Annotated in this window: 24 protein-coding genes; 11 read left to right on the forward strand and 13 right to left on the reverse strand. The window is 33.4% G+C overall.

The window, feature by feature from the left end; genetic code table 11:
- Positions 1-8: 8 nt before the first annotated feature.
- The 3 genes from AB1410_09285 to ftsY are packed head-to-tail and all read right to left on the reverse strand — an operon-like array spanning position 9 to position 2,652.
- The gene (locus tag AB1410_09285) at positions 9-638 is read right to left on the reverse strand and encodes a riboflavin synthase (GenBank protein MEW6456886.1); all 630 of its coding nucleotides are present in this window, start codon (positions 636-638) and stop codon (positions 9-11) included.
- A 15-nt stretch (positions 639-653) separates the two neighbouring features.
- Entirely contained in the window at positions 654-1,748 is a 1,095-nt protein-coding gene (gene ribD, locus AB1410_09290) for a bifunctional diaminohydroxyphosphoribosylaminopyrimidine deaminase/5-amino-6-(5-phosphoribosylamino)uracil reductase RibD (protein MEW6456887.1), read from the reverse strand.
- On the reverse strand, positions 1,741-2,652 hold the full coding sequence (ftsY, locus tag AB1410_09295; protein MEW6456888.1) for a signal recognition particle-docking protein FtsY: 912 nt from the start codon (positions 2,650-2,652) through the stop codon (positions 1,741-1,743). The genes ribD and ftsY overlap by 8 nt, the downstream gene beginning before the upstream one ends.
- 223 nt (positions 2,653-2,875) lie before the next feature.
- On the opposite strand from ftsY, the gene AB1410_09300 reads away from it, so the two are divergent.
- The 5 genes from AB1410_09300 to lsrF all read left to right on the forward strand — a co-directional run bounded on the left by AB1410_09300 (position 2,876) and on the right by lsrF (position 7,901).
- A complete protein-coding gene (locus AB1410_09300; protein ID MEW6456889.1) occupies positions 2,876-4,273 on the forward strand; it encodes a PQQ-binding-like beta-propeller repeat protein in 1,398 nt (465 codons plus the stop codon).
- Positions 4,274-4,290: 17 nt separating this feature from the next.
- Positions 4,291-5,220: an SDR family oxidoreductase gene (locus AB1410_09305; protein MEW6456890.1), complete on the forward strand. Its 930-nt coding sequence runs from the start codon at positions 4,291-4,293 to the stop codon at positions 5,218-5,220.
- 69 nt (positions 5,221-5,289) lie between these two features.
- Positions 5,290-5,835, forward strand: coding sequence for an HD domain-containing protein (locus AB1410_09310; GenBank protein MEW6456891.1), 546 nt, complete (start codon positions 5,290-5,292; stop codon positions 5,833-5,835).
- An 18-nt stretch (positions 5,836-5,853) separates the two neighbouring features.
- Positions 5,854-6,876, forward strand: a complete 1,023-nt coding sequence (locus AB1410_09315; protein MEW6456892.1) for a zinc-dependent dehydrogenase — start codon at positions 5,854-5,856, stop codon at positions 6,874-6,876.
- Between the two features lie 230 nt (positions 6,877-7,106).
- The gene (gene lsrF / locus AB1410_09320; protein ID MEW6456893.1) at positions 7,107-7,901 is read left to right on the forward strand and encodes a 3-hydroxy-5-phosphonooxypentane-2,4-dione thiolase; all 795 of its coding nucleotides are present in this window, start codon (positions 7,107-7,109) and stop codon (positions 7,899-7,901) included.
- Between the two features lie 72 nt (positions 7,902-7,973).
- Here the strand turns inward: lsrF and AB1410_09325 are convergent, their stop codons facing one another.
- Positions 7,974-8,213 (reverse strand): hypothetical protein, encoded by a 240-nt coding sequence (locus AB1410_09325; GenBank protein ID MEW6456894.1) that lies wholly within the window; start codon positions 8,211-8,213, stop codon positions 7,974-7,976.
- Between the two features lie 116 nt (positions 8,214-8,329).
- Here AB1410_09325 and amrB point away from each other — a divergent pair, with 116 nt between their 5' ends.
- A complete protein-coding gene (amrB, locus tag AB1410_09330) occupies positions 8,330-9,139 on the forward strand; it encodes an AmmeMemoRadiSam system protein B (protein ID MEW6456895.1) in 810 nt (269 codons plus the stop codon).
- Between the two features lie 2 nt (positions 9,140-9,141).
- On the opposite strand, the gene AB1410_09335 is transcribed toward amrB, so the two are convergent.
- Positions 9,142-10,173 (reverse strand): GntG family PLP-dependent aldolase, encoded by a 1,032-nt coding sequence (locus AB1410_09335; GenBank protein MEW6456896.1) that lies wholly within the window; start codon positions 10,171-10,173, stop codon positions 9,142-9,144.
- Between the two features lie 66 nt (positions 10,174-10,239).
- On the opposite strand from AB1410_09335, the gene cysS reads away from it, so the two are divergent.
- The 4 genes from cysS to galT are packed head-to-tail and all read left to right on the forward strand — an operon-like array spanning position 10,240 to position 14,376.
- The gene (gene cysS, locus AB1410_09340) at positions 10,240-11,688 is read left to right on the forward strand and encodes a cysteine--tRNA ligase (protein MEW6456897.1); all 1,449 of its coding nucleotides are present in this window, start codon (positions 10,240-10,242) and stop codon (positions 11,686-11,688) included.
- Positions 11,685-13,013: an acetyl ornithine aminotransferase family protein gene (locus tag AB1410_09345; GenBank protein MEW6456898.1), complete on the forward strand. Its 1,329-nt coding sequence runs from the start codon at positions 11,685-11,687 to the stop codon at positions 13,011-13,013. Before cysS ends, AB1410_09345 begins: the two co-directional genes overlap by 4 nt.
- Positions 12,997-13,365 carry a YraN family protein gene (locus AB1410_09350; GenBank protein ID MEW6456899.1) on the forward strand — a complete coding sequence of 123 codons (369 nt, stop codon included), beginning with the start codon at positions 12,997-12,999 and terminating at the stop codon, positions 13,363-13,365. Before AB1410_09345 ends, AB1410_09350 begins: the two co-directional genes overlap by 17 nt.
- A 12-nt stretch (positions 13,366-13,377) precedes the next feature.
- Complete coding sequence (gene galT / locus AB1410_09355; GenBank protein ID MEW6456900.1) at positions 13,378-14,376, forward strand: galactose-1-phosphate uridylyltransferase; 999 nt, start codon at positions 13,378-13,380, stop codon at positions 14,374-14,376.
- A gap of 99 nt (positions 14,377-14,475) precedes the next feature.
- Here galT and folK read toward each other — a convergent pair whose 3' ends face one another.
- Together folK and AB1410_09365 are read right to left on the reverse strand one after the other, a co-directional pair.
- Complete coding sequence (gene folK, locus AB1410_09360) at positions 14,476-14,973, reverse strand: 2-amino-4-hydroxy-6-hydroxymethyldihydropteridine diphosphokinase (protein MEW6456901.1); 498 nt, start codon at positions 14,971-14,973, stop codon at positions 14,476-14,478.
- Between the two features lie 8 nt (positions 14,974-14,981).
- Complete coding sequence (locus AB1410_09365) at positions 14,982-15,806, reverse strand: hypothetical protein (protein ID MEW6456902.1); 825 nt, start codon at positions 15,804-15,806, stop codon at positions 14,982-14,984.
- A 323-nt stretch (positions 15,807-16,129) separates the two neighbouring features.
- On the opposite strand from AB1410_09365, the gene AB1410_09370 reads away from it, so the two are divergent.
- Positions 16,130-16,798 (forward strand): hypothetical protein, encoded by a 669-nt coding sequence (locus tag AB1410_09370; protein MEW6456903.1) that lies wholly within the window; start codon positions 16,130-16,132, stop codon positions 16,796-16,798.
- A 29-nt stretch (positions 16,799-16,827) separates the two neighbouring features.
- Here AB1410_09370 and AB1410_09375 read toward each other — a convergent pair whose 3' ends face one another.
- The 6 genes from AB1410_09375 to AB1410_09400 form a co-directional block, all read right to left on the reverse strand.
- Positions 16,828-17,481 (reverse strand): TrkA family potassium uptake protein, encoded by a 654-nt coding sequence (locus tag AB1410_09375; GenBank protein ID MEW6456904.1) that lies wholly within the window; start codon positions 17,479-17,481, stop codon positions 16,828-16,830.
- 10 nt (positions 17,482-17,491) lie between these two features.
- Positions 17,492-18,823 (reverse strand): TrkH family potassium uptake protein, encoded by a 1,332-nt coding sequence (locus AB1410_09380; protein MEW6456905.1) that lies wholly within the window; start codon positions 18,821-18,823, stop codon positions 17,492-17,494.
- Positions 18,820-19,341 carry a signal peptidase I gene (lepB, locus tag AB1410_09385; GenBank protein MEW6456906.1) on the reverse strand — a complete coding sequence of 174 codons (522 nt, stop codon included), beginning with the start codon at positions 19,339-19,341 and terminating at the stop codon, positions 18,820-18,822. Before lepB ends, AB1410_09380 begins: the two co-directional genes overlap by 4 nt.
- A 136-nt stretch (positions 19,342-19,477) precedes the next feature.
- Positions 19,478-20,665 carry a tetratricopeptide repeat protein gene (locus tag AB1410_09390; GenBank protein ID MEW6456907.1) on the reverse strand — a complete coding sequence of 396 codons (1,188 nt, stop codon included), beginning with the start codon at positions 20,663-20,665 and terminating at the stop codon, positions 19,478-19,480.
- Entirely contained in the window at positions 20,662-21,573 is a 912-nt protein-coding gene (locus tag AB1410_09395) for an AAA family ATPase (GenBank protein MEW6456908.1), read from the reverse strand. Before AB1410_09395 ends, AB1410_09390 begins: the two co-directional genes overlap by 4 nt.
- 29 nt (positions 21,574-21,602) lie before the next feature.
- Positions 21,603-23,336: a secretin N-terminal domain-containing protein gene (locus AB1410_09400; protein MEW6456909.1), complete on the reverse strand. Its 1,734-nt coding sequence runs from the start codon at positions 23,334-23,336 to the stop codon at positions 21,603-21,605.
- Positions 23,337-23,355 lie beyond the last annotated feature (19 nt).

Here is a 23,355-nt window from a genome sequence, read left to right on the forward strand (position 1 = left end):
TCCCTCCTCTATATTAAATAATATAATTTATTCTTTTTAGTATCTGAATTTTTCTTATAAGACATAAAATTCCATATATATTTTCCCAGTACATCCATTTCAAGATTTACTAAATCTCCTGCTTTTAAAAAGCCCAGGTTTGTTTTCTTAATAGTAACAGGGATTATCTCTACCTCAAAAAAATTTGAACTTAAATCAGCAATCGTAAGACTCACCCCATTAACAGCAATAGAACCTTTTGTAACTGCCCACTTTCTTAATTCCTTTGATAGAGTAATTCTAATTCTTTTCCCGTTTTCTGTGGATCTACTGAACAAAACTCTTTCAAACCCATCACAATGGCCTAAGATTATATGTCCTCCAAGAGGAGAGCTTAAAGTTATACTTCTTTCAAGGTTTATCGGGTTTCCCTCTCTCAAAAATGAGAAATTCGTTCTCTTTAATGTCTCCTCGGAAAGGTCAAAAATAATTCTATCATTTTTTTTGTCTTTAAGGGTTAAACACACTCCATTAACTGAAACGCTATCTCCTATCTCAACTTTACCTACTATTTCAGAAGTCCTGATGGAAATGTATTTCCCTTTTGATCTTACAATTTCTTCAACTTTCCCTACCTCTTCGATTATTCCTGTAAACATGTCATTTAGTTCATTTTAATTAAAATATCCAATAAATACTGTATCACAATTCAGGCTAAAACTGGTAACTTTTTTTAAACTCAAAGCTTCTTTTAAATCTTTATATCCAACATTTCCAAAAAGAGAGGGAGCATTTATTCCTCCTATCAGTCTTGGTGATACAAAAAGAATAAGTCTATCAGCAATTCTTTCCTTCATTACAGAAGAGATTAATGATGAACCTCCTTCTATCAATACAGATGTAATGTCTTTTTCTGCTATTTTTCTGAATATTTCGTTAAGGTCTAATTTGCCATTTTTTTCGTTAACTCCAATAATTTCAACATTATTCTGTTTAAAAATCTCTATTCTTTTTTCTTCATTAAATTTTTTTGTGAATATGATTAATTTCCCTCTGCCTAAGGTTGAAAAAATCTTAAAATCAGGGTTTATCCTCAAATTTGAATCAAGTATAATCCTAACAATTTTCTTATCCTCCCAAGTTTTATGTCTTATAGTTAGAAGAGGATTGTCCTTAAGGATAGTCCCAATCCCTACCATTATGGCATCATACTCCCCCCTCAAAAGATGAGCATAATTTCTCGATAGCTCATTTCCAATCCATTTCGATTCACCTGAAGAAGTAGCCATTTTTCCATCAACACTTATTGCAGCCTTCACTGTAATAAAAGGAATTTTTTTTGTTATAAACTTAAAAAATACTTCATTTAGTTCAATCGATTCTCTTTTAAAAAGGCCAACAAAAACATCAATTCCTTCATTTTTAAGTCTTTCTATTCCCTCTCCTTTTACAAGGGGATTCTGATCAGGGGTTGAAATAAAGACTTTTTTTATCTTGGCATTAACAATTTTATCAACACATGGAGGAGTCTTACCCCAATGAACACATGGTTCAAGATTTATAAATAATGTTGAATCTTTTGCATCATTCCCGGCTTTCTCTATTGCTTTTGCTTCCGCATGGGACTCCCCTGCTCTTTCATGATATGAAGCAGATATTACTTTTCCTTTTTTATAAATCACAGCTCCCACCATCGGATTTGGTGACACATATCCTCTTCCTTTCTCGGCAAGTGATAAGGCAAGTTTCATCAAGGATGCTTCATTCATTTCCTAAAATAGAATTAACATAACTTTCAGGGGAGAATTCAAGAAGGTCGTATTCTGTTTCTCCAACTCCCAGAAATATTATCGGAATCTTAAATTCCTCTGAAACAAGTACAACTCCTCCTCCTTTAGCTGTTCCATCCATCTTTGTCAGGACTATTCCTGTAATCTGAACATAATTAAAGAATTCTTTTGCCTGACTTAATAAATTCTGCCCTACATTTGCATCCAGTACAAGAAATGATTCATTAAAAAATCCATTTCCCTCTTTCACTAATATCTTTCTTATTTTTTGCAACTCTCTCATTAAATTTTCCTTTACATGAATCCTTCCAGCTGTATCAAGAATGAGAATCTCATAATTTTTTGACTTGAAAAGTTGAACTGCATCATAAGTAACGGCTCCAGGATCACTTCCAGCTTTTCCTTTCAGGACTGGAATCGCCAATCTCTCCCCCCATAAAACAAGCTGATCTGCTCCAGCTGCTCTGAAGGTATCTATAGCAGCCATTAAAACTTCTTTCCCTTTTTGCTTAAAATATTTTGCAAGCTTTGCACATGTTGTAGTTTTTCCACCACCATTAACACCCACCACAAGAATTGCCATTTTCCTGTTGAGCTCGAATTTCATTTCGGCATCTTTAAATATTTTTAAAATCTCATCTCTTAACAAATTCCTTATATCTTCATCAGTAATCTCTCTAAATTTTATTCTTTCTCTTATTTTGTTTATTAATTTCCTTGAAAATGAAGGCCCGAAATCCGATAATAATAAAAGTTCCTCAAATTCTTCTAATTTTTTCTCGATATCTTTTTCCGGCTCGAATAAATTTTCAATCCCTCTTTTTATTTTCTCTTTTGCTTTTAATAGAGCCAGCTTCAAGCTATCAGGGGAATTAAGGATCATATTAATTTATTATAGATATAACAGTGCAAAAAATCAAATTACCCTTTCTTTCCTTATGGAGATAAATAGGAAAGTGTGGTCAACTATTTCCTGAGCGATATATCTACGAGCATTTTAAAATCTGCGAAGTCACTGAGAATAATTCCTATATCTTAGACTCTTATTCTCTCTTTTTATATTTATATCCTTGAAATAAAGGTTCCTAAATGTTAATATCCAGAAAATGAGACTTAAAATAGTATTTTTTCCCATTTTTCTAACCCCCATCTCCTGTTCCCTTTTAAATATTAACAATGTAAACGAGAATAAAATCTTCTCCCCATTTCCTCTTGATGTTTCCAGTGAAATTGAATTGAATGCTTCAATAAAAGACAATTTGATAAAAATGAATTCAAAAATAATTTTTTTCAGCGGAGATGAAGATGTTTATTGTCTGAATCCTTTAAATGGAAAAATAGATTGGAAATTTCACCTTCCTTTTAAATTTTTATCAAAGCTTTCATTCGATAAAAATTTTATCTATCTCATCGATCATCGAAACATCGTATATAAACTGGATAAAGATTCAGGAAAAATCGTTCAGATTAAAAATATCGAGATAAATAAAATTGTAAGATTTGATGTGGATCAAAATTTGATGTTTGCATTGACTGAAAAAAATGAGATTTTATGCTTTGATCTTAGTAAAAATAAAAGAATATGGTCCACTAAAATTCTCTCTCGAGGGGTTTCCGGCCCATTTCTAAACAGTAATAATATTTATCTTTCTGGGGAAGACAATTCTTTTTATTCTATTTCCAAGAATACTGGAAAAAATAGCTGGAAAATTAAATTTTCTGAAAGAATCGAAGGCGAGCCTGCTTTTGACAGAAACAATATTTATTTTGGGTCTAATGATGATTATTTTTATTCGATAAGAAAGAAAAATGGTTCTATAAAATGGAGGGTAAGAACAGGGGGAGATATAAAATTAAAGCCTTTAATCGATAAAAAATATGTGTACTTTGTTTCCATGGATAAATTTCTCTACTGTGTAAAAAAGTCCGGAGGTAATCTCATATGGTGGAAAAAACTTCCTGCAAGAACATATTCCTTTTTAGATGATTTAGAAAATTTTATTATTATATCCACTCAGAAAGGAAATGTTTTATGTTTTAATAAATTCACTGGAAACTTATCAGGGGAATTCTCTACAGGTATTGAAAATGTCTCAAACCCGCTCTGGATAGACCCATTCATTATAGTTGCAAAGAATGAGGGAGGGACTGGAAAGATATTATTGCTTCAGAAACTCCGTTCAGTTTCCCTAAAACCTGATAAAGCTCCTCCTCAGGACATAGGAGAATTAATTTCCATTTCTGCTGAAACAGTGGGCTTTATTAAACCTGTTTACAAATTTACTATTTTCAAAAATGGGAAAAAATTCCTGGAAACCGATGAAATTACTGAATCAAAGATTAACTGGATACCAAAAGAAGAAGGGGAATATATAATAAAAATTAAGGTAAAGGAAGAACAAAAAATAAAGGAAACAGAAATTTCTTATTCTATAATTAACAGTAAAAAAGAAGAATTAAGAAGGAATCTTCTCTGGGATAAAAATTGTTATAAACATAGATGATATAAATGAGAAGAGAAATGGAAAAAATTCTTGTAACTGGTGGAGCAGGTTTCATAGGTTCAAATTTAGCTGAATATCTTCTTAAAAAAAACTATGATATAAGAATACTTGATAATTTAAGCACAGGAAAGATTGAAAACATTAAAGATTTTCTGAACTCAGCCGAATTTCAAAAAGGAGATTTAACAAACCCAAAAGACCTTAAAAAGTCCCTGAAAAATATAGAATGTGTGGTCCATTTAGCTGCAATTCCCTCAGTAGAAAGGTCAGTAAAGGACCCTTTACTAACTAACAAGGCAAATGTAGAAGGGACATTGAACTTATTGGTGGCAGCAAGAGAAACCAAAGTTTCAAAAATTATTTTTGCTTCCTCTTCATCTATTTACGGAGACACACCCGAACTTCCCAAAAAAGAATCTTTTATGCCAAACCCCCTTTCTCCTTATGCCATATCAAAGGTAACAGGTGAATATTATTGTAAAGTCTTTAAAAAAATTTATAATTTAGATGTGATAATTTTAAGATTTTTTAATATATTCGGCCCAAAACAGGATCCCCTCTCTCCATATTCAGGAGTCATCTCAATATTTATAAATAAAATTAGAAAAAATGAAAAACCTGAAATTTTTGGAGATGGATCTCAAACAAGGGATTTCACTTACATTGAAAATGTAAACGAAGCCATAGAAAAATCTATAAATGTCAGTAATCCTGAAGAAATAATCTTCAACATTGGCTGTGGAAATAGATATTCTGTGAATGATTTATTTCAAAATTTAAAAGAGATAACAGGCTTTAAGGAAAATCCAATCTACAGGGAACCTCGAAAAGGTGATGTGAAAGATTCTCAGGCTAATATCGAACTGGCAAAGAAATTTTTAGGCTGGAAACCAAAAGTTGATTTCAAGGAGGGATTAAAGAAAACAGTCGAATACTATTTTAAATAAAATCAATTGATAAAAATTATTTTTATTTTTAATATATTTATTTAAATTCTTAAAAAAGGAGATTTTTAGTTGGAAAGAAAAGAAGCTTATGAATTTTTAAAAAGACATTTACAAAACAAAAATCTTATAAAACATTCTCTTGCTCTTGAAGCATGCATGAGGGCTCTTGCGAAGAGGCTCAATGAGAATGAGGGAACATGGGGAATTTTAGGGCTCTTGCATGACATTGATTATGAGCTGGTAAAAGACAAAGAAGATCAGCATACCCATCTTGGATCAGCCATCCTGAAAGAGAAAGGTTTTGATGAGGATTTCCTTTACTCTATTCGATGCCATGCTGAAAAAGAGAAGCCTAAATCTTTAAGGGATTGGGCAATTTATTCTGCTGATCCCCTCACAGGGCTGATAGTTGCAGCCACACTGATGCATCCTTCAAAAAAAATTTCTGAGCTTACAACAGAATTCATTCTCAATCGCTTTAAGGAAAAAAGATTTGCTGCAGGAGCCAATCGAGAGATAATCAAGCAATGTGAAAACCTGGGTCTCTCTCTGAATGAATTCATCCAGATCTGCTTAAATGCCATGCAGGGAATATCGGAAGAATTAGAACTCTAATTCCTGAGGAGAGATTCTATGCGTGTGGCGATGTACTATAACAACAATGATGTAAGAATTGAAGAAATGCCAATACCTGAGATCGGTCCCGGAGAATTGCTGGTTCGGGTAAAAGCCAGTGGAATATGTGGAAGTGATGTGATGGAATGGTATCGCATAAAAAAAGCTCCATTAGTGCTCGGTCATGAGATTTCAGGAGAAATTGCCGCAGTGGGAGAGGGAGTAAAAAATTTTAAGGAAAATGACCGCATTTCAGCTTCCCATCATGTTCCTTGCTACACATGCTATTATTGCTTAAATGGCCATCATACAGTATGCGATACTCTGAGACAAACAAACTTTTACCCTGGAGGTTTTGCCGATTATGTTCGAATACCATCGATTAATGTAAATCATGGAGTGTATCTAATTCCAGGTGAAGTATCCTTTGAAGAAGCAACCTTTGCCGAGCCACTCGCATGTGTGTTGAGGGGATTGAAAATTGCAAATTTTCAACCTGGAAAAAGTATTCTTGTGTTTGGTTCTGGGATATCAGGCCTTCTTTTCGTGAAACTTACCCATGCATTCGGTGCAGCCCGAATAATTGCAACAGATATTATTCCTTACAGGCTTGATGCAGCTAAAAATTTTGGAGCGGATTTTGTAATAAATGCCAACGAGTATTCACCTGCTTATTTGAGAAACATTAACGGCGGAAGATTAGCTGATTTAGTCATTGTTTCAACCGGTGCAACCAATGCTTTTACACAAGCATTAAATTCTGTTGAAAGGGGAGGAACCATACTCTTTTTCGCACCCACTGATCCTGGAGTAACCATACCTCTTTCAATAAATGATGTATTCTGGAGAAATGACATTACTCTTACCACCTCTTATGCAGGAAGTCCTGCAGATCATATAACTGCATTGGAGTTAATTCACAGTCGCAGAATCAAAGTTAATGACATGATTACACATAGATTGAGTCTGGAGGAAACAGCCCTTGGATTTAAACTTGTCTCTGAAGCAAAAAATTCAATCAAAGTGATAATTGAACCATAATATTAAATAAATGGAAAATCAGAAAAAAGAAGAAATTAAGATCCGAGCAGTAAAGGTGACTCCGAAAACACGCTGTATTTTCCCCAGCGAGGAAAATCCAGCTCGGCACTCATGCTTCGCTCTTCTCCTGAGTAAACTCAGGAGAAACCATGCCCGCCCCGCATTCGTGACGGTTTTCTCCGCCACCATTCCTGCTCGGAATTTAATCAAAATATTAAAGGAGAGATAAAATGGATTGGGGAATGAAAAATCGATTATCAAGAATAATAAAACCTGATACCGGCCGCACAGTTATGCTGGCAGTGGATCATGGATACTTTTTAGGACCAATAACTAAACTGGAAGAACCAAGAAAAACCATCGAGCCCCTTCTTCCTTATGCAGACTCAATAATGCTCACAAGGGGTGTGCTTCGCAATTCTATTGATCCTGAAACTTCTACACCCATTGTCCTCAGAGTTTCAGGAGGAACAAGTATCATAGGTAACTCACTGGCTAATGAAGGAATTACTACAACAATTAAAGAAGCAATCAAGCTTAATGTGGCTGCTGTGGCTGCCTCTATCTTTGTAGGCACTGAGTTTGAGCATCAAACACTCCTGAATCTTTCAAATCTAATTAATGAGGGTGAAGAATATGGGATGCCAGTTCTTGCAGTTACAGCAGTTGGAAAAGAATTAGAAAAAAGGGATGTAAGATTTCTCTCTTTATGCTGTCGAATTGCTGCTGAACTGGGTGCCCATATGGTAAAAACTTACTATTGCAATGAATTCGAAAAGGTTGTGCATGGGTGCCCTGTACCGATAGTCATTGCAGGCGGACCTAAATTAGAAACAGAACTCGATGCACTCCAGCTAACCTATGATGCAATTAAGAGAGGAGCTGTTGGCGTGGATATGGGAAGAAACATATGGCAATCTGATTATCCTGTTGCAATGATTCAAGCTATCCGTCATATAGTTCACAACAATAGTTCTGTGAATGAAGCATATGATTTATTTAATAGTATTAAGAACAAAAAATAATAGTTTCTAAAATAATTAAAAATACAAAATACTCATCATGAGGGCCAGGGAAAAAATTCAGTCTGAAAACTCTTACCCCCCTCCCATAACAGGAATTAAAACTATTTCATCACCATCTTGAGGAATGTATGAAAAATCGACTGTCTTATTGTGATTCTGGGAAGTAATTGCATGAATGTAATCTTTTGGTATTTTTAAATTCGTTACAATATCAAGAACCGAGTGATTTGATTCTATCTCCAGTTCAAAGACATTTCTTTCACTCGGAATATATTTTCTCAAAATTCCAAAAGCCTTTATCCTTACTCTCATATTCAATATTTTCTTCTATTGATTGCTTTATGTCAATACACCAACAGACCTCTTTAAAATTAATAAAGGTTGAAATTTTTTTGAAATAGTATTAATAAAAGACAAGAGGAAAAAATATGAAAAGAAATGCAGCAGTCGCAGGTCAGTTTTATCCTGGCCAGAAAAAGAGTTTAATCAGCATGATTTCAAACATGGTAACATCGGATAAAGAAAAGAAAAAATCTATTTGCATTATTTCCCCCCACGCTGGATACATTTATTCAGGAAAAGTTGCAGCAGAAGTTTTCTCCACATCCTATCTTCCAGATTGTTTTGTTATCCTGGGACCCAATCATACTGGTTTTGGAAGTTTTTTTTCAGTTATGACTGATGGGATATGGGAAACCCCTTTGGGACAGATACAGATAAATAGAGAGCTTTCTGAACTAATTATGAAGAATTGTGAGTTCGCAGAAGATGATATTGTTGCTCACAAATGGGAACATTCAATTGAGGTTCAACTCCCATTTATTCAATATTTCAAAACCGATTTTTCAATCGTTCCTATCTGCATCCAGATGAACTCATATGAAAAACTTAATGAATTTGGTAAAAATTTAGCAAAAGCAATAAAACTATTCAACAGGGAATCATTGATAATTGCCTCAACTGATATGAGCCATTATGTAACCCAGAAGATAGCTGAAAAAAAAGATCATATGGCAGTAGAAAAAATTATCAATCTTGACCCTAAGGGACTGTATGAAACTGTAAAAAAAGAAAATATTTCCATGTGTGGAATTGCTCCTGTCACTGTTGCACTATCAACTTCAATTGAGCTTGGAGCGAATTTTGCTGAATTAGTTAAATATGCTACATCTGGCGAAGTCTCAGGAGACTTTGATCAGGTAGTTGGATATGCTGGCATCAGGATTAGCAAAGGGTAAACTTAAGCTAAAATATCATAAATTGCACTTATAGCTTTATTGACATCTTCGATGGTTACATCTTTATGAGTAACAAATCTAACTTCTTCTTTTGAAATATTCAGAGCAAGCACTCCTCTTTCTTTCAATAATTCAACAAATCGAGGAGCATTTATAGTTTTATTTTTAATCTTAAAAATTATTATATTTGTTTTGACCTCCTCAGGATCAATCTCAATCGATTTTATATGGGATAATTCTTCTGCCAATTTTTTCGCCAAAAAATGATCCTCTTCAAGACGATCAACCATTTCCTCAACTGCTATTACTCCAGCTGCTGCAATTACTCCAACCTGCCTCATTCCTCCTCCAAGAATTTTTCTTACTCTCCGGGCTTCATTTATGAATTCCCGGGGTCCTGCTAATATTGAACCAATTGGAGCTGACAGACCTTTGGAGAGACAAAACATGACGGAGTCAGCATATCTTGTCCACTCTAATACAGATATCTTTCTCGATACAGATGCATTAAAGATTCTCGCTCCATCAAGATGAACCTTTATACTATACTTATCAGCAAGCTTTCTCATTTGCTTTAAATTTTCCACGGATAAAACAGAACCTCCCCAGTAATTATGGGTATTTTCCAGACAAATCAAAGACGTGCCGGAATTTCTTAAAGTTCGAGACCTTATGTTTTTCTCTACTAAAGAATAATCCATTTCTCCTTTTTTTGATATAAGAGGCCTTGGAAGAACCCTGGAAATAAAAGATAAATGTGCCAATTCCATATTGTAAATGTGACTTCTCTCTTCCAGAATTATTTCATCTCCCTCATTTGTCCACACTTTTATAGCAATGCTATTTCCCATAGTTCCTGAGGGAACGAATAAAGCTGCCTCTTTTCCAACCTTTGCTGCGGCAATTTCTTCTAATTTTTTAACAGTGGGATCATCCCCAAGGACATCATCTCCTACCTCAGCTTCAGCCATCGCTCTCCTCATTTTTTCCGTGGGCTTTGTAACTGTATCAGACCTGAAATCAGAGTAATTCATAATTCCTCCTCTAAAAGAAGAATATATTCTATTTTGCTAACCTATTTGTCAAGATTGAGGTAGTGATTGAAAAATAAAGGCATATCTTATAAAATTTCATTTATGTTAAAGCTTTATAATACTCTCTCTCGAAAAAAGGAAACATTCTACCCAATCGAAAAATGGGTTGTTAGATTATACACATGTGGCCCCACTGTTTATGATTTTGCTCACATAGGGAATTTTAGAAGTTATATATTTGGCGACCTTTTAAAAAGATACCTCAAATATCTGGGTTATAAGGTTATCCATGTTATGAACATAACTGATGTGGATGATAAAACAATTGCTGGAGCAAGAGATAATAACTTGCCTTTACACCAATTTACAGATAAATATATTGAAGCATTTCTCAAAGATATAAAGATTTTAAATATTCAGGAGCCTGATTTTATGCCCAGGGCTACTGAACACCTCGATGAAATGATAAAAATCATCAAAGTTCTTCTCGATAAAGGTTTTGCCTATAAAAAAGATGGTTCAGTTTATTTCAGAATTTCCTCATTTCCAAAATACGGCGAACTCTCTCAAATTCCCATAGCTGATTCTAAAACATCGCGGTTAGCTGATTCTGATGAATATGGAAAAGAAAATGTGGCTGATTTTGCACTATGGAAATTAAAAAAAGAGAATGAGCCTTACTGGGACACAGAGATAGGTGCTGGAAGACCTGGATGGCACATTGAGTGCTCAGCAATGAGTATGAAGTATTTAGGAGAGACATTTGATGTTCATGCAGGAGGAAATGATTTGATTTTTCCCCATCATGAAAACGAAATAGCCCAATCAGAATCTTTTTCTGGAAAGAAATTTGTCAATTTCTGGCTTCACTGCTCTCACCTGATAGTCAATGGTGAAAAGATGTCAAAATCCAAGGGAAATTTCTACACATTGCGTGACCTACTTTCAATGGGATTTGACCCAATGGATATCAGATTTCTTCTTATCTCAACTCACTACAGAAATGTATTAAACTTTACATTTGAAAGCTTAAATCAGGCAAACGCTTCTCTAAAGAGAATAAAAGACTTTTTATATGAAATAGACACAAAAAAATTTCCAGAAGGGGAAAATCCTGAGATAAAGGAAATTATAAATAAAGCCAAGAATAAATTTGAAAAAGGATTAAACGATGACCTAAACATCTCGATTGCATTAACTGCAATTTTTGAATCCATAACAGAGATTTATAAGTTTATAAATTTCAATCACCTTTTCGAAGAAGACAAAAAAAACATTAAAAATTTCTTATCCAGTATTAATAATGTCTTAGGAATATTACCAGAGAAGTCCATCCACGAGCTCCCAGAACATATCATTTCAAAAATAAAAGAAAGAGAGGAAGCTCGAAAGAAAAAAGACTTTGAAAAAGCAGATGCAATAAGAGATGAGCTTTTTTCAATGGGGATAATTCTTGAGGATGCAAAGGATGGAGTTCGCTGGAAAATAATAAAAAAGGAGGATTTATATTTATGAAATATCCAAATATTTTAACTGAGTTACCCGGTCCAAAAAGCCGAAAATTAATAGACTTAGATAATAAGTATGTTTCATCCTCTTATACGAGATATTACCCCCTCACAATAAAAAGAGCAAATGGAGTGCTCGTTGAAGACCTGGATGGAAACATATTTCTTGATTTCTCTGCAGGGATTGCAGTAAATTCAAGCGGCCACACCCATCCAGAAATTGTAAAAGTTATTAAAGAACAAGCAGAAAAATTCATCCATATGTCTGGAACAGATTTTTACTACGAGCCACAAGTTTATTTAGCAAAAAAACTTTCAGAAATCGTCCCAATTCCAGGAGAGAAAAAAGTCTTCTTTGGAAACTCTGGAACAGAAGCTGTAGAGGCTGCGATAAAACTTTCGAGGCATCATACAAAAAAACATGGATTTATCGCTTTTTATGGATCATTTCACGGAAGAACCATGGGCTCTCTATCTTTAACTGCATCAAAATCCATTCAGAGAAAAGGAATGGGTCCCTTTCTTTCTGAAGTTTACCATACTCCCTATGCTTATTGCTATAGATGTGTTTTTGGAAAGGAAGAAAATACATGCGAGACTGAATGTGTAAATTTTATAAAAGAATACATTTTCGAAAAGCTTGCGTCTCCTGATGATATAGCAGCAATAATTGTTGAACCAATTCAAGGAGAAGGAGGATACATAATTCCTCCAAAAAAATTTTTCACTGAATTGAAGAAACTATGCGTGGAATATAAAATTCTTCTTATCATAGATGAGATCCAGAGTGGAATGGGAAGAACAGGTAAAATGTTTGCTTTTGAACATTTCGACATAACACCTGATATACTGTGTCTTGCTAAAGGGATAGCTTCCGGTATGCCTCTCGGGGTCATCATATCGAGAGCAGAGTTGATGAATTGGCCTTCTGGAGCTCATGCTTCAACTTTTGGAGGCAATCCAATAAGTTCTTCAGCAGCACTGGCAACGATCAAATTATTGCAGGAAGAGCTGATAGAAAATGCAAAAAAGATGGGCGAATTGCTCTTATCCAAGATGAAAAAATACTGCCAGGACTATGAAATAGTGGGAGATATAAGAGGCCTTGGACTTATGATAGGAATTGAACTTGTGGAAGATAAAAAATCAAAAAGAAAGGCTAAGCAAAAAAAGGATATGTTAGTTCAGCAATGTTTTAAAAGGGGACTTTTAATACTTGGAGCAGGAGAAAATGTGATAAGGTTCTGCCCATCTCTAAATATAACAGAAGAAAACATAGATGTAGCCATAGAGATATTCTATAAGTCGCTAAAAGATGTGGAAAAATCATAACAATAGAAATAAAAAACTTGGAGAAAAAGGTGAAAAAATAGCAGAAAAATTTTTAGAAAAAAAGAATTATAAAATTTTATCCAGAAGATTCAAAGCTATGAGAGGTGAGATAGATTTAATAGCTATGGATAAAAATATCCTTGTATTTATAGAAGTTAAGACAAGAATCGATGAAAACTTTGGGCTTCCAGAGGAATCCGTGACAATCCACAAACAAAATCAGATAAGAAAGATTGCTGAGTGTTATTTAAAAAAATATCACATGGAAAATTCTGAATGTAGATTTGATGTTATAGGAATCATTCAAAAAAATCGAAAGCATTACATAAATCATATAAAAAATGCCTTTTAAGGAGAAACATAAATGCCAGAACTCAGAAAAGATCCCATAATTGGAAGATGGGTGATAATTTCAACTGAAAGAAATATGAGACCAAACGAATTCAAAAAGAATGATAATTTTCTTTTAAACGAGAAAATTGAATGCCCTTTCTGTGAGGGCAATGAACATATGACGCCTCCTGAGATACTCTCCTACAGACCAGGTGGAGGTGAACCCAACAAGAAAGGATGGATTTTAAGAGTGATTCCGAATAAATTCCCGGCACTTATAATTGAAGGAGAGTTAAACAGAAGAGGAGAGGGAATGTTTGATAAAATGAATGGAATTGGAGCCCATGAGGTAATAATTGAGACAACCAGCCATACTGATACATGGAGTACGATGGAGCTAAAAACTCTGGAAAACATTATATGGGCATGTCGGGATCGAATACTGGATTTAAAAAAAGATAAGAGATTTAAATATATAATGATCTTCAAAAATCACGGTTTCTCTGCTGGAGCTTCTCTTTCTCATACTCATACTCAACTGATTGCCCTCCCTATAATTCCAAAGATAGTAACAGAAGAAATGGAGGGTTCAAAGATATATTTTTCTTATAAAGAAAGATGCATATACTGCGATATAATTAAACAGGAAATTGAAGAAAATAAGAGAGTTATAACCCAGAATGATGATTTCATAGCAATCTCTCCATATGCACCCCGTTTTCCTTTCGAAACCTGGATAATTCCAAAAAATCATAACAACTGTTTTGAAAACAGCCAGAAACATGAGATTGAAAACTTATCTATGATATTAAAAAAATTTATGGTAAAAATAGATAAACTTCTCAAACACCCATCGTACAACTTAGTAATCCATAATTCTCCATTCAATGAGGATCTCGGTGAAATGTATCACTGGCATATTGAATACATGCCATCATTGACAAAAGTAGCGGGTTTTGAATGGGGAACTGGATTTTATATCAATTCTGTTTCTCCTGAAGGAGCAGCAAAACGCCTGAAAAATATTTGAGAAACCTCTTACATTACATTATATATATAAAGTAGCAAATCCTTAAAAGTGTTATTTTATTAATAAGAAATCTCTTTTTTCGAGAAATATTGAAAAAGTTTATTTGCTTATTTTTCTTATTTTTGACATGTCTTTTGAATTTAAGAATAAATCTTTAATCGTCATATTTAAAACAGGGTGTTTCAAGTCAGAAGAAATCTCTGATAGGGGAATTAAAACAAAATTTCTTTCATTCAATTTAGGATGAGGAATCTGCAAGTTCTCTTCATTTAATATTAGACTTTCATTATCATTTTTCATAGCGATCAAAATATCAATGTCAATCTCCCTTGGACCTTTCTGAATGAATCTATTCCTTCTGAAACTATCTTCAATTTTCTTAATTATTCTTAACATCTCTAAAGGTTTGAGTTCAGATCTAACTTTCAATACAACATTTATAAACCAATTTTGATCTTTAAAATCGACAGGTTCAGTTAAATAGAAACTGGAAGATTTTACCAATTCAATGTTTTTTTCTTGAATTAAACGGATAGCCTTCTTTAAATTGGATAGTCGATTCCCCCTATTACTCCCCAAGGACAGATAATAAAACATATTGAAAGCTAAAATTTATATTTAACAAAAATATTCAAGGATATGCCTGACAATTCAAAAATAAATACTTTATTCTCTCCATATTTATTCTCGTACATTAAAGATTTCCCTATTTGTTCGGGATTCTCTGTATTCTTTTTAACCTCAAAATCTTTTAGATTTCCAAGAATATATTTCAAATCGAGGCATAAAGAAAAACTCTTCAGATATGGAATTGGGAATTCAACGCCTGCATCCAGATGGGGAACAAGCTTCCTCTTAACAGCCTTCATCTCAGACCTGCTAAAATAAACATTCTTTCCCTCAACGTTTTCCTCCCACAAAATTGAATTTGAAAATTTTACTACATAATACCCTGCTCCAGCTCCTGCGTAGCAGTTAAAAAATCTAAAAGGAAAAATGTATTTGACTGTTAAATTCAGGGGTAAAATTGATATTAGAAAATCTCCTGAAAATTTAAATTCATCAGCTTTATTATTAGTCTCAAAAACTCCTTTAAGTTCATAGGCAGGCTCGTATTTCCACTTTCCTATGCCAAATGATAAAATATATCTATCATAAAATTCGAGGTCGATTTCTCCACCATAGAATAAGTTTCCCTCTATCTCTTTAAGTTCTTTTAAATTAGTTTTGGCTCCTGCTGAGTCAAAAACATCTCTCCAGAAATCAAGTCTATCATTGTAATAAGTAACAATTTCAGAGTTAAATGTCCTTGCAGAAGGAAAATAATAACCTCCATTTAAAGCAAATGAAAATTTTATCTCTGATTTCAATAAACATGGCAATAAAAGAAGAATTCCATAGAGAACTATTAATTTTCTCAATTTCTTCACCTTTCCCTCCTGATTTAGAATATGCTCTTTTGAAATAATTTTAATTCTTTAAATTATCCTTATTGCATTTCTATGTCAAGAAATGATAAACAAAAAAATGAAACTTTTTTGTACAGTTGAATCAATTTTAGAACACTTTAATGTCACGTTACTTAAATATCATTTTTTATACTCATGTGACATTTCACTTTCCCTATGGAGACAAACCTCGTATGAACTTCGGTTTCTTACGGCAAGCTTCCTTAGAGGCTTTATTGAGATTCTATGATAAAAAGGCTATAAATTGGCATTAAAATTGCTTAAATTTTTTCGGAGGGAAAGATATGAGAAAAATTTTATTAGGAACTTTTTTATTTTTTCTGCCATTAGCATTATTTTCGGATATTTTAACATTCAGACTTGGCTCTACTATGTTGAAACAAGAAAGCGACCTCTGGCAGATAAACCGTGAAAATTTATACCTGAAAAAGAATGACTTCAACGGAAAATTTTTTAGTGGCGAATTCGAGTTCAGGACGAGAAAATTCAAAAATCTAAGTTTTTCTTTTGAATACTCCTCATATGAAAGGTCGAAAGTTACATCCTATCGTGATTATGAATATTCAGATGGCTCTCCAATCACACAGACGCTTAAATTAAAGATTACACCCCTTGAAATAAACATGAAATACTATCCTCTTGGACTCCTTGGAACTATGATTCCTTATTTTGGAGCTGGAACTGGCATATATTTCTGGAATTACCAACAGGAAGGTGATTTCATAGACTTCAATGATTATTCTATTTTCACAGGAAGTTACAATACTTCAACCCAGGATTTCGGAGCAAATTTAAGAGCTGGTTTGATATTTAAAATCAGCAATTCAATTGGCTTAACCGGTGATGCAAAATATATATGGCTAAAGGGAAAACTCTCTGATGAATTTCAGGGCTTTGAAAAATTTGACTTAAATGGATTTTACTTCAGCTTTGGGATTTCTTTCCTTTTCTAAGCAGGAAGGGCGGCCTTTATTTTTAATGTTTATAAGCTCTCCAATTTCTTAAAGCTTTCCTTCGTTCCAAGTATAACCAGTGAATCACTCTCTTTGATGATAAAATTTGGTTCAATTAGAAACTGTAGCTCATCTTTAATTGTATCTCTTATAGCGATAATTTGAATTTTGTACTTATTTCTCAAGTCTAAATCTTTAATGCTTTTACCAACAAATTTTTCCGGAGGAGCTATCTCTTCAATTGATACATCCGGAGAAAGCTGAAGAAAATCAAGAATATTTTTTGAACTCAATATGTTTGCAAGCCTTATAGCTTCATCTTTTTCTGGATAAATAGTCTGATGGGCCCCTATTAATTCGAGTATTTTGCCATGATCCTCTGATAAAGCTTTTACTATTATATTTTTAACGCCTAGTTCTTTTAGATGAAGCGCTATCAAAATACTTCCTTCCATTTCAGGACCAAGACTTACTATTACTCCGTCAGAATCAGCAACGTCTAATTCTTCCAGAGTTTCTTTATTTCTTGCATCTGCAACGATTGCATTGGAGACAAATTCTTTTATATTATTTATTTTATCTTTATCAACATCAATAGCGAGAACATCATTTCCCTTTTCATATAAAGTTTTCGCGACATTTTCTCCAAAGCTTCCAAGCCCAATTACAACGAATTTACTCATCTTTACCTCCTTATCCTATCATTATTTTTTCTTCTGGATACTGTAAGTCAACTTTTGCTTCAGTAACACCCATTGCATATATTAAAGTAATAGGTCCTACTCTCCCGATAAACATAGTAACAATTAATACAACTTTACCAAAAGAATTAATCATAGATGTAATTCCCCTCGAAAGTCCCACTGTTCCAAAAGCTGAAAATACCTCAAATGTAACATCTTCAAATCTCAGATTTTTCTGCGATATCAGCATTAAAAAGCAAGATATGCCAACGACTATTAAAGCAATCAAAAATATCGTTAAAGCTTTCTGGGAATGATCCAAAGGGATGTTTCTGTTAAAAAATCTAATTGAAAGTCTGTTTCTAAGTCTTGCTCTTAGGTATCCAACCAAAACTGCGAATGTAGTGGTTTTAATCCCTCCTCCTGTAGATCCTGGAGATGCTCCTATAAACATAAGTAAAATAATTAACAAAACTGCTCCATTTGAAACCAAAGAAATGTCTATTGTAGTAAGCCCAGCTGTTCTCGGTGTCACTGATTGAAACACAGAACTCAATACTTTTGCTTTTATGGGCAATTCTGATAGAGACTTATTCCATTCCATCAGCATAAATAAAAAGGAAGAAATAATAATCAGAAAAAAGGAACTAAAAAGAACAATCTTTACTTGAACTGGCATCTTGAATGATCTTCTTCTTTTGAAATTTCCTATATATTCTTTCAGATTTCTCAGCACAAAAAAACCAATTCCCCCAGAAAAAATCAGAAATATAATAATTATATTTATCCATATACTATCGACATACTTAATTAAGTTGGAATTGAACAGAGAGAAACCAGCATTGCAAAAAGCAGAAATTGAATGGAAAATTGAATAATATATCGACTTGTTTAAAGGAAACTCATTATTCCAATAAAAAAATAAAAGCAAAGCGCCAGTTAATTCTATCGAGAATGTAAAAATAATTATTTCAAAAATCAATTTACGTAAATTTTTGATAGGAGAATGTAAAAAACTCTCCTGTATTATTATTCCATTTTTAAATGAAAATCTTTTTCCCACAATCAAAGCTATAAAAGAAGAAAATGTCATTAATCCTAACCCTCCCAGTTGAATCAGGGTTAACACAATCAATTGCCCAAAAAACGTAAGATTATCGGAAATGCTCATAGAAGAAAGTCCTGTTACACAGGTTGCAGAAGCAGCTGTAAATAATGCATCTATTAATCTCAATTTATAATTATCTTTTACTGAAAAAGGAAGAAGCAATAAAATAGTTCCCGATATTATCAAAAATAAAAAGCTTAATATTAATATTTGAGGGGGTTTTAAATTTTTCAAATTTCCCTAAATTTGCCGAGAGGCCAGTATATCAATAAAGCCTTTCCATAAATATATTTTTCTGGAACCAGCCATCCAACTCTACTATCGTTGGATGAATTTCTGTGGTCGCCCAGCACAAAATAGAATCCAGAAGGAATTGAAATGGGTTCCATATTCTCATGAGACCTGAATGGTTCTTTTATATAAGGTTCATTGATTTTTTTGCTATTTATGTATATATTTCCATCTCTTATCTCGATGATTTCATTGGGTAATCCTATCACTCTTTTGATGAATGATTTCTTTGGATTATAAGGGTACCAGAAAACAACCACATCGCCTCTTTTGATTTTTGAGAATTTATATATAAGTTTGTTTACAATAACTCTTTCATCATTCTTTATCAGGGGTTCCATACTGCTTCCTTCCACTTTAAAAGCCTGGGCAATATGAGAGATAAAAATAAAAGCTATTAAAAGAGAAATTGCTAATTCCAAGAATAAATTAGTTAAGAATTTTTTCCTTTTTTCGCCCATTCTATCTTTCAGGAAAAAATGAAATTTCCATTAAATTTAAAACACAAATATTAATACATAGAGGCTTCTTTGTCAAATTTACGTTTTAAATTCTCTACCTTTTAATTTTTATTAAGATTTTTGTTTTAAGAAAAATTTAATAATTTCTCAATTCCAATAATTTACTCTCAACCCAGTTTCTTTGTGACAAATTCTTTGGAGAAAACTCAAGAAACTTTTCAAAATTTAATTTTGCATCTTTAAGGTTATCTAATTTAAAAAATATCAATCCAAGATAATAATAAGGCTGATATAAAAATGGGTTTGCTTCTGTAACTTTCTTCATACAATTGTAAGATTTCTGCAACTCATTTAATCTGAAATAATTAATTCCTAAATTGATTAAAATCTCATAATCATTCGGAGATAAAGACAGGGCTTTTTCCAATATTTTAGCTGATTCTTCATATTCTCCTTTCTCTAAATGAAGAACTCCCAGATTATTCAACGCCTCCCGGTATGAGGGATCGATCTGTAACGCTTTTTTAAAACTATATTCAGCTTCTTCGCTATTCTTTAACATTCTCAGGGAAATTCCAATGTTAAGATAAACTTCTTTCATCTCTTTTTTCTTCAATATTTTTTCCCATAGCTCTTTTGCTTTCGCCCATTCTTCATTCTTTTGAAATTCCTCTGCTTTTGCGTATAAGTCACTAAATTTCTCGGTTTCTTTCTCTTCTTTGTTTAATTGAAATTTAATCTTTGGTTCTCTAATTCCCACGCCTTCTTTTTCTGATGAAGGTTTTGATGATTTGGGTTTATCTACCTTTAATTCCTTTTTTGGTTGTATAGCTTCTTGAATTTTTGTTTCAGAAAGAGGTTCTTTTTTTTGTTCAGGAATTGTTTCTTTTAAAACTTCTTGTGTTTTAGGTTCCTCTTTTTTTTGTTCTGTTTCGGGCAACTTACCAGCCAGTATTTTCAGCTCTTCTTTTTTCTCTTGAATCTGTTCTTTTAGTTGATTTTCAGTTAATTGAATACTATCAAGTTTCTCATCAATTATGCCTGGCTTTTGAGTTAACCTGCTCTCTTGAGGAATGACTTTTTTTGATGAAATATGATCTATAATTTTTGTTCTATCTCTAAATGATTTATCGAAATTCAAAAAGAAAAATATAAAAATACTTATATTTACTATAAAAAGAATAGCTATTACCAATGCTAATCTTTTAGATGCTTTAACTTCTTTCTTTTCCACAACTACAGATAAGCTCTTATTAGTCTTCGATGGAAATAATCTTTCCCTTTTTCTTTGAGCTTCTTTTAAAGCTTCCGAAATAAGACTCATTCTTCTTTTGAATTATTTATGTTTATTGAATATTTCTTTTTAAAAAATGTAAAGAAAAATCTTTTCTCCCGTTTTAACAAGTTTTTTAACTCCTTCTCCTTCTCTCCAACTAAACTTCTCCTTGCTTTTTTTATCATTTCTTTTTTTATTTTATAAGTATTTTTCACGAACCCAGCTAACAATGCTCTATCACAAATAATGTTTATCTGTCTTGGGATTCCTTTCGAAAATTTATATATTTCTTTTATAGCTCCTTTTGAGAAGTCTAACTTCTTCTTCATTCCAGCAACTCTCAGCCTGTGTAATATGTATGATTCTATCTCTTTCTTCTTCAATGGTAGCAAATAATATTTTATCGGAATCCTTCCATTCAACTGTCTGAGCTCAGGCCTTGCTAATTTTTTTAAAAGTTCCTCCTGACCAACAAGAAGTATCTGGATCAATTTTTCCTTATCCGTTTCCAGGTTTGAAAGAATCCTTATTTGTTCGAGAACTTCAAAGCTCAAATTCTGTGCTTCATCGATTATTAAAATCGCCCTTTTTCCTTTCTCCGCAACTTCCTTTAAAAGAAAAAAATTAAGCTGGTCAATCAACTCTTTCTTTGTGACTCCCTCTGGGATGCACCCAAAATCATAAATTATACTGCTCAAAAGTTCTATCTCATTCACAAAAGGATTTAAAATTAAAGAAGTAACATAATTATTTTTCACCTTATCTAAAATAATTTTAGAAAGGGTTGTTTTTCCAGTCCCTACACCTCCTGCCAGAACTAAAAATCCTTCTCCTTGATTAATTCCGAATAAAAGATGTTCGAGGGCAGAAAAGTGATCTTCACTCATAAAAAAAAATTTTGGGTCAGGTGTTAGAGTGAACGGTTTTTCATAAAAACCATAAAATTCTTCATACATAGTTAATCTTGACTAACAAAGAATTCTTTCTAATTCCTTTTTCTTAGCTCCCCTTTTATTCCTTCTTTCCAGGGATCTATATCTCCAAAATGAAAAGGTCTTGTTGCTTCTTCGATTCTTCTCTTCTCTTCTTCGGTCAATTCAATAATCTTTTTTCCAACCATTAAAGTGGGAGTTATCAATATAACAAGCTCAGACCTTTCAAGAACCTGTTCTGTTCTTCTGAATAGAGTTCCAAGGAAAGGAACTTTCATCAGGAATGGGACTCCTCTGAGAACTTCCTTCTTTCTTTCTCTTATTATCCCTGCAATCACAATAGTCTCCCCATTCTTTGCTTTTGCCACAGTATCGATACTTCTTCGATCTATAACAGGTTGGGTAGCCATCGTGCCCTCAGCCTGAAATTGCCTTATTTCAACAAGTTCTGATATATCAGGATTAATGCTTAAAATTATCTCCCCGGCTGGGGAAATCTGGGGAATGATATCCATCACTATCCCCACGGGAACAATTTGAACATACACAGATGGGGCTGTAATGGCTCCTGTAACAACTGCTGTTATAAAAGTCTGCATACTGAAAAATGCTTCTTCTCGTACCACCCTTATAACAGCTTTTTCGTTATTGAGAGCTGAAACTCTTGGAGAAGAAAGAACATTTAAATTACCCTGTCTTGAGAGGGCATCTATTAAAAGATCGATCTTATTGTTTGAAATTGCATACTGGAAACTTCCGTATGAAGGATTTAAAGCCTGCTCAGTTACATTTCCTACATCTTGCTTAATCGAAGGAAACTTTAACGTATCGGTAGAAGGAAGGGTTCCAAAAAAATCTTTTGGATTTAAAACAGCACTCCAGTTTACTCCCATTTGATGACCTCGATCCAGAATAACTTCTATCATCTTTGCTTCTATCCAGACCTGTCTATGAGCCGAACCCTCTAAAGCTTCGATTAAATAAGCTGCTTGATTAATCTTTTCAGGAAAATCAGTAATCATTACGATACCTGTTTGAGGGCTTATCAATAATTTCCTTCCTGTTCCATCGGAATAGGAATAGGGTGTAGGAACTTCTCCAGGTGTTCCCTTTAAAGACTTTCCAAATATCACACTTTCTAAACCAGTCTGTAAATCACTCCATAGATTAGTTGCTGTTCTTGTTCTTATATCAGTCCTACTCTGAGCTTCACTCCCACCACCAACAACTCCTCCACCTGCGACACCTCCTCCTGCTGCAGCTCCGCCTGCCCTTGAAGTATAGATTACGTCTCTACTTCCCTCACGGGATGCAGCAATATAATTCAAATAGAATACCCTGGTTTCCATTTTCTGTTTGAAAACCCTTAATATTTTCCCATCCCAGCTGTAATCAAGACCTAATGTGGGTAAGATATAATACAATATCTTTCCCAGAGCGACTTTCTTTAAATCCACAATTGGAATTGTTCCCTTTACATCAGGATCAATGAGAATACTAATATCAGTATCTCTTGATATCAGCAACAGTACATCTCTTATATCAGCTTCTTCTAACGCAAGATTATATTTCTGCTCTTCTTCAGGAACTTTGGGTTTCTCCTTTGGAACTTCTTTAATTATTGCAAGATCCTCTTTTGGAATTTCTTCGACTTTCTCTTCTGGCTTTGGAGGTGTTACTTTTGGTTTTAACTCTTTTTTGGGAGCACAATTAAAGCTAATCAGGAAAAAAATAATAACAATACTTGCTATTATTTTTCCTTTCCAAAAAATTTGTTTTTTCCTCATTTACACCCCATTTAAATAT

Source organism: Acidobacteriota bacterium (genome assembly GCA_040756905.1).
GTDB lineage: Bacteria > Acidobacteriota > Aminicenantia > JBFLYD01 > JBFLYD01 > JBFLYD01.

Excerpts from the sequence above, each read along its gene's own strand:
- AB1410_09335 (MEW6456896.1), bottom strand. The coding sequence starts at position 10,173 with ATGAATTACTCTGATTTCAGGTCTGATACAGTTACAAAGCCCACGGAA.
- AB1410_09325 (MEW6456894.1), bottom strand. The coding sequence starts at position 8,213 with ATGAGAGTAAGGATAAAGGCTTTTGGAATTTTGAGAAAATATATTCCG.
- folK (MEW6456901.1), bottom strand. The coding sequence starts at position 14,973 with ATGTTTTATTATCTGTCCTTGGGGAGTAATAGGGGGAATCGACTATCC.
- AB1410_09345 (MEW6456898.1), top strand. The coding sequence starts at position 11,685 with ATGAAATATCCAAATATTTTAACTGAGTTACCCGGTCCAAAAAGCCGA.
- AB1410_09395 (MEW6456908.1), bottom strand. The coding sequence starts at position 21,573 with ATGTATGAAGAATTTTATGGTTTTTATGAAAAACCGTTCACTCTAACA.
- lepB (MEW6456906.1), bottom strand. The coding sequence starts at position 19,341 with ATGGGCGAAAAAAGGAAAAAATTCTTAACTAATTTATTCTTGGAATTA.
- AB1410_09315 (MEW6456892.1), top strand. The coding sequence starts at position 5,854 with ATGCGTGTGGCGATGTACTATAACAACAATGATGTAAGAATTGAAGAA.
- AB1410_09305 (MEW6456890.1), top strand. The coding sequence starts at position 4,291 with ATGGAAAAAATTCTTGTAACTGGTGGAGCAGGTTTCATAGGTTCAAAT.
- AB1410_09370 (MEW6456903.1), top strand. The coding sequence starts at position 16,130 with ATGAGAAAAATTTTATTAGGAACTTTTTTATTTTTTCTGCCATTAGCA.
- AB1410_09375 (MEW6456904.1), bottom strand. The coding sequence starts at position 17,481 with ATGAGTAAATTCGTTGTAATTGGGCTTGGAAGCTTTGGAGAAAATGTC.
- galT (MEW6456900.1), top strand. The coding sequence starts at position 13,378 with ATGCCAGAACTCAGAAAAGATCCCATAATTGGAAGATGGGTGATAATT.
- AB1410_09300 (MEW6456889.1), top strand. The coding sequence starts at position 2,876 with ATGAGACTTAAAATAGTATTTTTTCCCATTTTTCTAACCCCCATCTCC.
- lsrF (MEW6456893.1), top strand. The coding sequence starts at position 7,107 with ATGGATTGGGGAATGAAAAATCGATTATCAAGAATAATAAAACCTGAT.
- AB1410_09400 (MEW6456909.1), bottom strand. The coding sequence starts at position 23,336 with ATGAGGAAAAAACAAATTTTTTGGAAAGGAAAAATAATAGCAAGTATT.
- AB1410_09350 (MEW6456899.1), top strand. The coding sequence starts at position 12,997 with ATGTGGAAAAATCATAACAATAGAAATAAAAAACTTGGAGAAAAAGGT.
- ftsY (MEW6456888.1), bottom strand. The coding sequence starts at position 2,652 with ATGATCCTTAATTCCCCTGATAGCTTGAAGCTGGCTCTATTAAAAGCA.
- AB1410_09390 (MEW6456907.1), bottom strand. The coding sequence starts at position 20,665 with ATGAGTCTTATTTCGGAAGCTTTAAAAGAAGCTCAAAGAAAAAGGGAA.
- ribD (MEW6456887.1), bottom strand. The coding sequence starts at position 1,748 with ATGAATGAAGCATCCTTGATGAAACTTGCCTTATCACTTGCCGAGAAA.
- AB1410_09285 (MEW6456886.1), bottom strand. The coding sequence starts at position 638 with ATGTTTACAGGAATAATCGAAGAGGTAGGGAAAGTTGAAGAAATTGTA.
- amrB (MEW6456895.1), top strand. The coding sequence starts at position 8,330 with ATGAAAAGAAATGCAGCAGTCGCAGGTCAGTTTTATCCTGGCCAGAAA.